We start from the raw sequence: 12,034 nt of genomic DNA on the forward strand, positions 1-12,034 counted from the left end.
GATCTTCCGATCGCTGTTGTCCCCAGGTTTCTTGGTCTGTACCGCATAAGCGGTTGAAACCCGGGGACAGCGTATGCTTTCGAAGCTAGCTTTTCTACGAAAAGCTTTTAGGCGAACGCTTCAACGCTTTCTGCAAGAAAGCGACTTCGAAAGCATAGGCTTTTCTACAGATTCGATCCCGTGCCTCTTCGGCATGTTGAGGGCAGTTTTGTATGGGAGAAGCAAAAAAACTGTGACAAACGCGATGCGCGTTCGCCACAGGGCGAAGGAGGAAATGACTAGCGTGTGGACTCGCTGCGGATGAGCTCGTGGAAGCGTGCGCCGGCGTACGCTTCGTCCCGCAGCGGGGCCTGCACCTCGGTGTGCCACCTTTCGGGATTGAGCAGCGGCTCAAGCGGTCCGTATCTGTCCTCGGCAGTCGGGCGATCGACGGTATAGATGTGGTCCGGGAAGCGATAACGGACCTGCTCCAGGTTGTCGATCAGCGCGAAGGCCGCGACGGAGGTGTAGATGAGCGAACGCTGCATGGCGACCTGTTCGACTTCTGCGGCGGGAGCCTCATAAATCAACTCTGCCGTCAGCTCCTCCGGGTATAGCTGGAAGGTGTGGCGCAGATCCTGCAGCGGCAGATGGCCGAACAACTGAAAGAGGTTGCTGGCGTTGCCCATGTACTTGTGTCGATAGGGCAGCACCTCCTCTATATGATGGGTCAGCGGATCCAACTGCTCGGCTGCATATCGTTCGCGCTGCGCCTCTTGCTCCGGGATATAGGCCAGCTCCATATAGAGGAATAGTGCGATCGCCACCGTCAGAAGCGTCAGCAAGGTGCCAGTTAAGCGATTCATATGGCATCTCTCCTCTCATGGCGATGGAGCAGCCGGAGCGCGCGCGTAGCCGCGAGCGGGAGGACGAGGCTCAGCAGTGGCAGAGCATAGCTATAGGCCGTCACCGCCCACTGATATGGGCCGGTGATCTCGACAGGCCGTCCGTACCAGACATTGCTGCCGAAGCGGAGGATCGTCGTATCCAGCCAGTGGATCGCGAGGAAGAGCGCCCATAGCACCCACAAAATGCGCACCGCCTTGGTCAGCCTGCCGGTCTTGATATAAGTGTATGAGGCCTGAGCCTCTCCTCTCATGAAGAGACGCACAAGCACGTAGCCGATGCCCGTTATGAACAAGGCTCCGATCAACGTCAGCTGTACTACCAGACTGGTGCCGACGGCGCGGGCCGGGATGGAAATGATCCAAGCGACCACTAGATAGATCATCGTCCACTGCAACAGCTCGGCCAGATAAGGCTTCAGCGCGATCGACATCCCATCGTCCATCAAGCCGTCGAGCGTCGTCAGGCTGGCTGCCGCACGCTGCCTGGCTTCATCTTCGCTCCAGCCTTGGGCTGCGAGATCGGCCGCTTTGGCCTCCAGGTTGCCGAGGATTTCTTCTTTTAGCTCGCGGGTACGCGTCGTATTCGGGTAGCCGCGGAACAGACGCTCCACGTGTTGCTGCAGGCTATTCATCGGATGAGCTCCTTTCGATCAGTTGGCCGATCAACCGGCGGGCGCGATGCCAGTCGGTCACCGCCTTGCGGTAGGCGTCCTCTCCGGCAGGGGTGATGCGATAGTACTTGCGGCGGCCGCCCTGGCTCTGATCGCCCCAGTAGGAAGAGATCAGACCTCCGGCCTCCAGCCGCTTCAAGCTCGTATAGAGCGAGGGCTCCTTCAGCTCGTACTGGCCGTCGCTGGCCAGCAGGATCGACTTGATGATCTCGTAGCCGTAGTTGTCCGCTTCGCTTAGGAAACGAAGGATGATCGTATCGATATGCCCCCGGATATATTCGCTGCTGATGGCCTGCTCCGTCATCGTCAGAGGGTCACCTCCTGTCGAGAACATTATCTCGCATATTACTATGTCTGTCAATGTACTTCGTGTACATTTGTTGTTTGCCATGACGATGATCCTGACGGTGGGCATCGCGCGCACTCTGGTATAGGTAGCGGCCAGCTGCCCAAACCAAAAAACTGCCCTTCGCCGGGTTGGCGGAGGGCAGGAAGCTTATCATATGGTAGACGGACGTAAGGAACGTCTTGCGGCTAGGATGTGAAGCTGGTCAGGAACCGAGCTGGGGTGAGGCTTCTGGCTTCGCAGCGGTCGCTGGGGAGGCTGACTCCACGGCGTCCTCGCCAGTGCGGTGGACATAATTGTGCCGGCAGAGTCGGAGCAGCTCGGCCTTGAGCCCGCGTCTAGGCACGGTGACGCGCAAGCCCTTGCGTCCGGCGCGCCGGAGCGCGGACTGGACGGCGGCGGCATCCTGGACGCGGCTGACGATCAGCTCGTCGGGCGCCTGGTCCCGATAGTGCGACAGCAGGAATTGATCCGGCCCCGACTCGCCGAGCGATCCCGCATAGGGGTGCAAGGCAAAGGAGCGCAGCATCCCCTCCTGGACACGGGCGATCAGGACGTCGCGCCGACCGAAGTAGAGCACCTCCTGGACCGTATCGAGCTCGCGATCGACGATCTGCCGCTCCGGCAGCCGCTCGAGGACGCGGATATGCGAGAGCATATTGCCGGCACGCTCGTATTCCATCCTCTCGGCGTATTCATCCATCTTGGCCCGCATCGTCTCGATCAGCCTACCGTCTCGGCTGGTCAACAGCTGCGCCGCCTCCCGCGCCGTCTCGCGGTAAGCCTCGGGCGAGATATGACCCTCGCAGACGCCGCTGCATCGATGGATATGATAAAGCAGGCAGGCGCGCTTCGGCAGCGAGACGCAGCTGCGGAGCCGATAATGGTCGGTGATGAAGGCGAGCACCGCATTGCGGAAGCGCGAGCTGTAATACGGACCGAATCGATGCGGTTGATCCCCAGAAGGCGCCCCCGCTGGCGGGCTCTTGCCTTTACGCTCCTCGGGCGTTCGACGGTCCCGGTACAGCACATCGATGCGCGGCAACGGTTCGTCGGTCATCTGTAGATAGGCGTAGCCGCTGTTGTCCTTCTTTAGCGCCCGGTTGTAGACGGGCTTATGGATTTTGATCAGATTATTTTCCAGGATGAGGCTCTCAGACTCGTTGTTGACGATCATTACCTCGATCGAAGCGATCTCGCTGACGAGCTGGAGCAGCCGCTTGCTCGTGTGACGCGTCTGGAAGTAGGAGCGCAGCCGGTTGCGCAGCTGCTTAGCCTTGCCGATATAGATGATCTCCCCGTCGTTGTTGCGCATCAAGTAGCAGCCGGGTTGCTCGGGATAGTCTTGGGCTTTGAATACAAAGGCGATGAGGGCTCACCTCCATGCAGCAGGTTGGCTTGGGCGCGATGATAAGCGAACGCAAGTTCTTGTTTTTATTTTACTGCATGCGCCTTTCATTTTCCAGTCAGACTTTGACAACAGGATCCAGTTCTAACCGTCTGATTGGTCCGGCGTCTCGATGCGCTCCAGGTTGAATTTAAGCAAAAATACCCGTTTCTCCCCGGCGATCATCTTCTCGATCTCGGAATCGTCCTGCAGATTATATGTCCGCAACTCGTTGCCCGCCCCGATCCGGTAAGCCCCGAGCACGCGCGTCTCGCCGAAGTCTATCGCTAGGCGCTCTCCCTGCTTCCAGGCGTAGTCCCAGGCGGTATAGGTGCCCTCCGATCCGGTGAATAACGTGGCCTCCGCATCCATGCTGCCGCTGGTGTCGCCAGTGTACAGCGACATTGCCGCTGCGTCGGTGCCGGGGTAGACGACGGCCCAGCCGAGCGGTCCGTCGTGCACGGGCTCGGGGTGCATACCGTACGATAGCTCAATCAGCGTCTCCGGGCTGTCCAGTTGCCCGTCCTCGTACATCTCCACCCATAGTCTCACCCAGCTCTCGTCCGCTTGCGACAGCTCGAGACGATAGTCGAGCAAGCGGCCGAGCCGCAGATCCTGGAACGTTGTCGTATAAGCCGAGTCCTCAGCGATGGTCAGGGTCGCAGGGGCTTTTTTGCTTGATACCGGGGGATTGCTGCAGCCCGCAACGATCAGGCATAGCGCTGCCAACAGCGCCAGGCCTCTGATGTTCAGGTTTATATTCATCCTCGATGGCTCCTTATTGCTTTAGGTAGTGTAGGAAGAGTTCCCTTGCATTATGTCACATTCCACCTATCATTTCCAGTAGATGGGTCGCAGCAGGGGCGCTTCGTTTTCCTTTGACATTCGTCAGCGAATCATTATAATAGCCGTAACTGAACGCCGGGCCGACTCGCCAGGCGTTACTGGAGGCGCTTCCGATGTTCTACTCGCTCAAAAGCAGGCTGATCGCCGTCTTCATCCTGCTGTTCGTCCTCACCTTCGGCGCACTTTCCGTCGTGCTGTTCAACGAGGCCCGGACGATCATCCGCTCATATATCGAATCCTCGGCGCTCGAGAAGATGGAGGAGTACGGCTCCTATGTCAGTATGGTGCAGACGCAGGTGTACGATCTCGCCTCGATCGTCTTCAACAGCGACGCGACCCGGACCTGGGATCGCCGGGTGACCGATCCGTCCGTCAGCGAGGCGGACAAGATGTTCGCTCATCTCGAGATGAGCGCCTTCCTCACACGCACGACCAACAGCTACTCGAGCGTGTCCAACGTCGCGATCTATCGTCAGGAGGGCTTATGGATCAGTGCCGAGCAGAAGATCGTCGAAGCGGTCGATTACATGCGCGAGCCGTGGTATCGCGACTTCTTTGCCGAGAGCCGGCATTGGGTCGCTGCGCATACCGACGAGGCCGAGCTGCTCCGCAACAACCCGCATCCGGTCGTCAGCATGCTGATGCCTGTCGGCACCTTCGAGCCGACGCTAGCGAAGAGCGTCATGAAGGTCAATGTGAGCGCGGACTACTTCCGTCAGCCGCTGAACCGCATCCATCTGGGCGAGAGCGGAACCATCTATCTGCTCGACGAGGACGGCCAGTCGCTGCTCGGCCAGTCGACTTACGGAGATTATCCGGGGACAGCCGAGGCGGTGAGCGAGATCCGCAGCAGCGTCAAGCGCAGCGGCGTCCTCTATCGGGACAACGGCAGGAGCAGCGATATCATCGTCTTCAAAAAACTCCCCCGCACCAACTGGACGCTGGTCGGGTTCGTCACCGAGAAGGACTTGTACGCGCCGCTATTCAGGCTGCAGCGGACCATCATCATCATCGCCTCGGTGCTGCTCGTCGTCGCCGTCCTGCTGGCCGTCTGGCTGTCCTATGGCGTGACCAAGCCGCTCTCGCGTCTCGTGCTGGCGATGCGCCAGGTGCAGCGAGGCGACTTTGACAGCGCCGAGCAGCGATTGCCGGAGCCGAGGCAGACGATGGCGAGCGAGCTCGGTTTTGCGACGACGACCTTCCGGACGATGGTCGGGCAGCTGCGGCAGCATATCAAGACCGAGTTCGAGCTCAAGCTCCTACGCCAGCAGGCCGAGTACAAGGCGTTGCTCATGCAGATCAACCCGCACTTCCTGTTCAACACGCTGGAGCTGATGAGCAGTCTGGCGATGCAGCGCCGCACCAACGATACGGTGGAGGTTATCGAATCGCTCGGCAAGATGATGCGATTCTCGCTGAAGTTCAGCGACGATCTCGTGACGCTGGAGGAAGAGCTGCGGTATGTGCGGGATTATGTGACGATCCTGCGGGTGCGCTTCGGCGATCGTCTGGACATTGGGGTGATGCAGGAGGGCGAGCTGGCGGGCGTGACAGTCATCAAGTTCATCCTGCAGCCGCTCATCGAGAATGCGGTAAAATACAGCTTCCGGACGCAGGAGCTGGCCCGGGTGCGGATCGAGGTCGCCCGTCTGGGCGACCGTCTCCATCTGACGGTCAGCGACAACGGGCCGGGCATCCCCGCCGAGGTCGGCGAGAGGCTGCGGCAACAGCTAACCTCGGTGCAGTTGGAGACGATGCTGGACAACCGTACGGCGCAGATTGGTCTGGGCAATGTGCTGTCTCGGTGCCGCTTGTACTATGGCGAGCGATTCGAGATGAGCTGGACTAGCGGCGAGGCAGGCGGCGCGCGGATCGAGCTGATCCTGCCGGTAGCAGGCGGTCAGACAGAGACTGGGCTGGACTGATCCAATCGGTATCACGTTGAGAAGATATCAGTAAAGGGAGCGATGGCGATGTATCGTGTACTGATCGTGGATGATGAGGCGGAGATCCGTCTGGGTCTGCGGCTAAAGGTGAACTGGGAGGCGCTCGGCATGCGGGTCGTCGGCGAGGCGGGGCACGGCGGCGAAGCCGTGGAGCGGCTGGAGAGCGAGCCGGTCGATATCGTCATCACTGACATGAATATGCCGGTGATGGACGGACTCTATTTCCTCGATTACTGCCGTGCCGAGCACCCGTCGCTGCGGCTCATCGTCATCACCGGCTATGAGGACTTCCAGTATGCGCATGCCGCGATCCGCAACCGGGTGCGCGACTATCTGCTGAAGCCGGTGACGCGCGATGAGCTTACGGCAGCTCTGCAGCGGATCAGGCAGGAGCTGGACGGCGAGCGGCATAGCCGAGCGGAGGCTTCGGCGCTGCACTGGCAGCTCGAGCAGTACACCCGCGAGATGAAGGAGCATCTGATCGTCCGGCTCGTCCGGGGCGAGCTGGATCAGGCGCAGCCCGATGCCGTGCTGGAGCCAGCGCGGCGATTCGGTCTGGAGGCGTGGAGCGCGGCAGAGGTACGCTTCCTGACGGTCGGCCTGTCCACGGCAGCCGAGGCGCCCGAGCGGACGCCCGAGCAGTTCCGTCTCGCACTAGAGCTGCTCTGCCGCGAGATCGCCGAGCGCTGGCAGGCGGAGCGAGGCCCGGATTCTGACCATACGGCTCGGATAGCAATGAGGCTGGAGGTGTACCGCGATGCCGATGCTCCCGGGCTGATGCATCTGATCTTGGTCGGTTCGGCCGAGCAGGCCGAGCGGCTAGGGGCGGTGCTCCGGGATGAGATCGGGCGGTATCTGCGGCTGGAGGTCCATGTCGGCGTCAGTGAAGCAGTGCAGGGCTTCGGCGCTTGGCGGGACGGTCATCTCTCCTCGCTAATTGCCTGGCGGATGGCCGCTGGCGATGTCGCCATCGGGGAGGGGGGCGACATTGGCGGACAGACAGCGACGGCGCTGATCCCTGAGGAGACGATCAAGGTGCTGCGGCGTTATCTGTCTCGCGGCGAGCTGGAGCCATTGCGCTTCGCGATGACGGAGACGCTGGAGGAAGCTCATGCGGCCTCGCGAGCGGGCTTCGTCAAGCTGATCTTCCAGCTCTATCTGCTGCTCGAGAGCGCGGCCGCCGAGGCGGGAGTGACGCTGGAGAGTCGCCAGCAGCTATGGCTGCGGCCGGAGCGGGCGCTAAGTCTGGACAGTACGGCCCAGGCTGCGGCGTTCCTGATGGAGATTGCGACGCGGATCTCCGAGCACGCCGAGCAGACCGGCAGCGACGCCGAGCAGAGCGTCATCGAGGCGGCCCGGCAGTTCATCGAGGACAACTATCGCTACGATCTCAATCTGACGATGATTGCCGAGAGGTTCAATTATCACCCGTCGTATTTCTCCGAGTTTTTCAAGGCCAAGGTCGGCCGCACCTTCATCCAGTATCTAACCGACGTACGGATGGCCGAGGCGGTGCGCCTTCTTAAGGAGACAACCCTCAGCCTGTGGGACATCGCCGAGTTCACCGGCTTCTCCAACGCTAGTTACTTCAGCGCAAAATTCAAAAAGGTTCACGGCGTGTCGCCTTCGGAGTATCGGAGCGGTTTATAAAGGACCGGGAATGGAGAACATTGCGTACCGAAAACTTGCATACGGGGACATCAAAGGCGGCAAGAGAACATCTCGTTATCGTTTGCCACGGATTAGCCGTCTTTGGGCGAGGCTTCGTTCAGCCGTATACGACTAGGGGAGGGTTCCATGCGTGTAATTAAATATGTTGGGCTCGGGATTTTCATCTATGTTTTTGTTTGTTTGTACTTTTTCGTTTTGAATTTTGCAGCGACCTATGTATATCACTCGTTTTTTCCTATCGGCGGCAACCGGACGGTTGTGCATGTTTTAGCTGCGTTGGCGGGTTTTGTCATGCCGATCATGTTTGGGATAGGCTTAGGGGCATTTCGGTTGTGGTCTTTATCTAAGGTTAAGGGCGCCTGGTCCTTTAACTGGCTTCTATTCCTTTGTACGTCATTTCCTTTTATGATGATTACGATTCCGGGAGTGTTAATAAATTATCTAGGGTATCACGAGTTCATCTCCATGCACACAACGATTAAAAAGTTTTTTCCGAATTCGGAATCTGCCTCCACTTATTTGGATATCATCCCCATTATCGCAGGGTTTACGTTCACTTACTGTATCACTAAAGCAAAAGAAAACCGCTAGGTAAAACCTCTGGAGGCAGTCGCTGCCTCCATCTTCATCTACATCTCCTCTTGGTATCCAGAACACCTCCATTCGTACCAACTATGACCCCACCCGAAAAAATTAATAGCCAACTCCCGAAGAAATGCGATTCATCGCCCACGCTTTCCCCGGTATGATGGAGTCATCGACTTCATGCAACCAGAGGAGGAGGCTTGCCATGCGCGCCGCCAAACGGCTGAGGGTCACTCAGCATAATCGTACCGCCTATCTATTCCTGCTGCCCTGGCTCATCGGCTTCATCGGCTTGACCGCCGGGCCGATGCTGGGCTCGCTCTATCTCTCCTTGACCAAGTTCGACCTGCTCAGCTCGCCCGTCTGGATCGGTCTGGACAACTACAAGCAGATCTTCACCGACGACAGCACCTTCAGCGGGTCGCTATGGCTGACATTCACGTATGTCTTCCTGTCCGTGCCGCTGCGGCTTATCTTCGCCCTGCTGGTGGCGATGGCGCTCAACAAGGGCATCCGCGCGCTCGGCATCTACCGGACCGTCTATTACATCCCGTCGCTGCTCGGCGGCAGCGTCGCGATCGCGATCGTCTGGCGTCAGATTTTTGACGGCGAAGGCGCGGTCAACAAGCTGCTCGGTCTGTTCGGCATCAGCGGACCGTCCTGGATCGCGCATCCGGACTATATCGTCTATACGATCGTCACGCTCTCGATCTGGCAGTTCGGCTCGGCGATGGTCATCTTCCTGGCCGGTCTGAAGCAGGTGCCCGGCGATCTGTACGAGGCGGCCCAGATGGACGGCGCGGGCAAGCTTGGACAGTTTTTCAAGATTACGCTGCCGATGCTGACGCCGGTCATTTTCTTCAATCTAATCATGAGCACGATCAACTCGTTCCAGGTGTTCACCCCGGCCTTCGTCATCGGCGACGGACGCGGCGGCCCGCTTGATGCGACGATGTTCTATACGCTGTATCTGTATCTGCAAGGATTCTCGTACTTCAATATGGGCTATGCGGCGGCGCTCGCCTGGCTGATGCTGTTGATCATCGGCGGCTTCACGGCGATTCTGTTCCTTACCTCGAAGTTTTGGGTATTCTACGGGGACAGCAAGGAAGGGAGGTAATCGAGGATGCAAGCCAAGCTTAATTACACCAACGGTCTCAAGCATCTGCTGATTATCCTGGTCGGCCTGCTGATGCTCTACCCGGTCCTGTGGCTGATCAGCAGCTCCTTTAAGCCCAATCAGCTCATCTTCTCGCAGCCGGGTCTATGGCCCTCGCAGTTCACGCTCGACAACTATATTAACGGCTGGCGCGGCCTCTCGGGCATCTCCTTCAAGACGTTTTTCTTGAATTCGGCGGTGATCTCGGTGCTCAGCGTGCTCGGCAACGTCATCACCTGCTCGCTCGCGGCCTTTGCCTTCGGGCGGCTGAACTTTCGCTTCAAGAGCCTGCTGTTCGCGCTCATGCTGGTGACGATCATGCTGCCGTACCATGTGACGCTGATCCCGCAGTACATTATCTTCAACGAGCTGCAGTGGATCAACACGTATTATCCGCTCGTCCTGCCGAAGTGGCTGGCGACCGATTCCTTCTTTATCCTGCTGATGGTACAATTCATCCGCGGCATCCCGCGCGAGCTCGACGAGAGCGCGACGATCGATGGCTGCGGCCAATCGCAGATCTACTGGCGGATCATCCTGCCGCTCCTGCTGCCTGCGCTGATCACGACGGCGATCTTCACCTTCATCTGGACGTGGGACGACTTTTTCAGCCAGATGATCTACCTGAGCGATATTCGTCTCTTCACCGTGCAGCTCGGCATCCGCTCATTGTTCGACCCTTCGGGCTCCTCGGACTGGGGCGCGCTGCTGGCGATGTCGACGTTGTCGCTGCTGCCGATCTCGCTTATCTTCATGTTCTTCCAGCGCTACTTTCTGGAGGGCATCGCGACGACCGGTTTAAAATAAACCGAAAAAATAACGAATCAACAGCCGAAGGAATCGCATTCAATCGCCGTCGCGCTTGGCTTAAGATAACTAATGAAAGCACACACTGCAAGTACACACTAAACGTATGGGGGAGATCGAATATGAAACAACGTATGCTGGCAGGGGCGCTGATCCTGGCGCTGACGATGGTAACCGCTTGCTCCGGCGGCACAGGCAGCCCGGGAGCAGGGAGCGGCGGCACGTCGACCAACGAGCCGAAGGGATCGTCCGGGAGCGGTCAGGAGCAAACGGCCGAGGAGGTCGAGCTGCGCATCATGTGGTGGGGCGACCAGAAGCGCGCGGACATCACCAATGAGGTGCTGCGGCTGTTCCAGGAGGAGTACCCGCATATTCGCGTATTGGGCGAATTCTCGCCGTCGACCGGCTACTTCGACAAGCTGAACACGCAGCTCGCCTCCGGCACCGCAGCCGATGTATTCTTCCTCGGGGGCAATGTCGTCGACTACGCCAGCAAAGGCGTGCTGCTCGACCTCGAGCCGTATGTCGGCAAGCAGCTCGACCTGAGCGACATGGACGAGGCGATGGTGCAGTACGGCACGCTGGGCGGCACGCTCGTCCACGTCTCGGCAGGCGCCAATGCCCGCGGCATCGTCGTCAACGAGCGGCTGTTCGAGGAGGCGGGGATGGCGCTGCCGCAGGACGGCTGGACCTGGGATGACTACGCGAGCATCAGCAACGAGATCGCCAGCAAGCTCGATGGCGTCTACGGCACATACAACTTCACCGTCGAAGGCATGGACATCTATCTGAAGCAGAACGGGGCGCAGCTCTACAATATGGAGGAGAATGCGCTGGGCTTCGAGGAGGCCGACGTCAAGAGCTGGTTCGAGTATTGGGCGGAGACATCCAAGGGCGGCGGCGTCGTCACGCCGGAGCTGGCCGTCTCGCATCCGCAAGGCGATACGAGCAAGTCGCTGATCGTCACCGGACAGGTCGCGATGGGGCTGATCCCCTCCAATCAGCTGGCGGCGCATCAGAGCCTGACCGAGGATAAGCTGACGATGGTGCAGCTGCCGCGCGGCGACAAGGGTACGGGCGTCGTCTTCGAGTCGAGCCAGGGGCTGTCCGGCTACGCCAAGACCGAGCATCCGGAGGAAGTGGCGATGCTGATCAACTTCTTCATCAACTCCCCGGAGGCGGCCAAGGTGCTCGGCAACGACCGCGGCGTGCCGGTCACGTCGAAGAATCGCGCGGTGCTGGAGCAGATGACCGACGAGGTGCAGCAGGTCGTATACGACTATACGAACCGGGTATCCGAAGCGACCAAGACCGAGCCGTTTAACGTCAGCTACAACATGCCGGGCAACACCGAGTTCGCTTCGCTGGCGGAGAAAACCGTCCAGGAGATCGGCTTCGGCCGCAAGACGGTCGATCAGGCCGTCACCGACTTCTATAACGGCACGGTCCGCATCTTCGAGAGCAACAAGCAAAGCTCGTAACCGATCTGCTATAAGCGCGATCGTGCGAGAACGAATCCGCCAGGCGTCGGTCAGGGAGGGCGGCAGCTTGCCGCCTCCTCTGAGGAGGAGCGCGTGCGCAGGCAGAGCGGGGCATCAGCGACAAGCAAGACCAATAGGCTGCCGGTTCCCGGCAGTCTATTGGCATAGAGAGTCTGGCAGGCAATCTTCGTGCGGCAAGCGATTGCCGGGGCCTGTCGGCGTAGCTGGCAGTGCCGATGTCCTGCCAA

11 protein-coding genes are annotated in these 12,034 nt (G+C 59.4%); 6 read left to right on the plus strand and 5 right to left on the minus strand.

The genetic code is table 11. From position 1 onward, the window contains the following. Nucleotides 1–278: 278 nt before the first annotated feature. The 5 genes from PA598K_RS17035 to PA598K_RS17055 all read right to left on the minus strand — a co-directional run bounded on the left by PA598K_RS17035 (nucleotide 279) and on the right by PA598K_RS17055 (nucleotide 4,056). On the minus strand, nucleotides 279–845 hold the full coding sequence (locus tag PA598K_RS17035; RefSeq protein WP_128658116.1) for a DUF4825 domain-containing protein: 567 nt from the start codon (nucleotides 843–845) through the stop codon (nucleotides 279–281). Then, the gene (locus PA598K_RS17040) at nucleotides 842–1,519 is read right to left on the minus strand and encodes a permease prefix domain 1-containing protein (RefSeq protein ID WP_128658117.1); all 678 of its coding nucleotides are present in this window, start codon (nucleotides 1,517–1,519) and stop codon (nucleotides 842–844) included. The genes PA598K_RS17035 and PA598K_RS17040 overlap by 4 nt, the downstream gene beginning before the upstream one ends. After that, entirely contained in the window at nucleotides 1,512–1,862 is a 351-nt protein-coding gene (locus PA598K_RS17045) for a PadR family transcriptional regulator (RefSeq protein ID WP_128658118.1), read from the minus strand. Before PA598K_RS17045 ends, PA598K_RS17040 begins: the two co-directional genes overlap by 8 nt. Nucleotides 1,863–2,109: 247 nt before the next feature. After that, nucleotides 2,110–3,273 carry a GIY-YIG nuclease family protein gene (locus PA598K_RS17050; RefSeq protein ID WP_128658119.1) on the minus strand — a complete coding sequence of 388 codons (1,164 nt, stop codon included), beginning with the start codon at nucleotides 3,271–3,273 and terminating at the stop codon, nucleotides 2,110–2,112. Between the two features lie 123 nt (nucleotides 3,274–3,396). Next, the gene (locus PA598K_RS17055; protein WP_128658120.1) at nucleotides 3,397–4,056 is read right to left on the minus strand and encodes a hypothetical protein; all 660 of its coding nucleotides are present in this window, start codon (nucleotides 4,054–4,056) and stop codon (nucleotides 3,397–3,399) included. Between the two features lie 194 nt (nucleotides 4,057–4,250). Between PA598K_RS17055 and PA598K_RS17060 the strand changes: the two genes are divergently transcribed. The 6 genes from PA598K_RS17060 to PA598K_RS17085 all read left to right on the plus strand — a co-directional run bounded on the left by PA598K_RS17060 (nucleotide 4,251) and on the right by PA598K_RS17085 (nucleotide 11,786). Beyond that, the gene (locus PA598K_RS17060; protein ID WP_128658121.1) at nucleotides 4,251–6,062 is read left to right on the plus strand and encodes a sensor histidine kinase; all 1,812 of its coding nucleotides are present in this window, start codon (nucleotides 4,251–4,253) and stop codon (nucleotides 6,060–6,062) included. 48 nt (nucleotides 6,063–6,110) lie between these two features. Beyond that, on the plus strand, nucleotides 6,111–7,733 hold the full coding sequence (locus PA598K_RS17065) for a response regulator transcription factor (protein WP_128658122.1): 1,623 nt from the start codon (nucleotides 6,111–6,113) through the stop codon (nucleotides 7,731–7,733). Between the two features lie 147 nt (nucleotides 7,734–7,880). Then, nucleotides 7,881–8,345 carry a hypothetical protein gene (locus PA598K_RS17070; RefSeq protein ID WP_128658123.1) on the plus strand — a complete coding sequence of 155 codons (465 nt, stop codon included), beginning with the start codon at nucleotides 7,881–7,883 and terminating at the stop codon, nucleotides 8,343–8,345. A gap of 199 nt (nucleotides 8,346–8,544) precedes the next feature. Next, nucleotides 8,545–9,459, plus strand: coding sequence for a carbohydrate ABC transporter permease (locus PA598K_RS17075; protein WP_128658124.1), 915 nt, complete (start codon nucleotides 8,545–8,547; stop codon nucleotides 9,457–9,459). A 6-nt stretch (nucleotides 9,460–9,465) separates the two neighbouring features. Next, nucleotides 9,466–10,305 (plus strand): carbohydrate ABC transporter permease, encoded by an 840-nt coding sequence (locus tag PA598K_RS17080; RefSeq protein ID WP_128658125.1) that lies wholly within the window; start codon nucleotides 9,466–9,468, stop codon nucleotides 10,303–10,305. 122 nt (nucleotides 10,306–10,427) lie between these two features. Next, complete coding sequence (locus PA598K_RS17085) at nucleotides 10,428–11,786, plus strand: ABC transporter substrate-binding protein (protein ID WP_128658126.1); 1,359 nt, start codon at nucleotides 10,428–10,430, stop codon at nucleotides 11,784–11,786. Nucleotides 11,787–12,034: the final 248 nt, after the last annotated feature.

It is taken from the genome of Paenibacillus sp. 598K, from assembly GCF_003851045.1.
Taxonomy (GTDB): Bacteria; Bacillota; Bacilli; order Paenibacillales; family Paenibacillaceae; genus Paenibacillus_D.

Bases quoted from the DNA above. Each gene is read 5' to 3' on its own strand.
- PA598K_RS17035 (WP_128658116.1), bottom strand. From the start codon at position 845: ATGAATCGCTTAACTGGCACCTTGCTGACGCTTCTGACGGTGGCGATC.
- PA598K_RS17040 (WP_128658117.1), bottom strand. From the start codon at position 1,519: ATGAATAGCCTGCAGCAACACGTGGAGCGTCTGTTCCGCGGCTACCCG.
- PA598K_RS17045 (WP_128658118.1), bottom strand. From the start codon at position 1,862: ATGACGGAGCAGGCCATCAGCAGCGAATATATCCGGGGGCATATCGAT.
- PA598K_RS17055 (WP_128658120.1), bottom strand. From the start codon at position 4,056: ATGAATATAAACCTGAACATCAGAGGCCTGGCGCTGTTGGCAGCGCTA.
- PA598K_RS17060 (WP_128658121.1), top strand. From the start codon at position 4,251: ATGTTCTACTCGCTCAAAAGCAGGCTGATCGCCGTCTTCATCCTGCTG.
- PA598K_RS17065 (WP_128658122.1), top strand. From the start codon at position 6,111: ATGTATCGTGTACTGATCGTGGATGATGAGGCGGAGATCCGTCTGGGT.
- PA598K_RS17070 (WP_128658123.1), top strand. From the start codon at position 7,881: ATGCGTGTAATTAAATATGTTGGGCTCGGGATTTTCATCTATGTTTTT.
- PA598K_RS17075 (WP_128658124.1), top strand. From the start codon at position 8,545: ATGCGCGCCGCCAAACGGCTGAGGGTCACTCAGCATAATCGTACCGCC.
- PA598K_RS17080 (WP_128658125.1), top strand. From the start codon at position 9,466: ATGCAAGCCAAGCTTAATTACACCAACGGTCTCAAGCATCTGCTGATT.
- PA598K_RS17085 (WP_128658126.1), top strand. From the start codon at position 10,428: ATGAAACAACGTATGCTGGCAGGGGCGCTGATCCTGGCGCTGACGATG.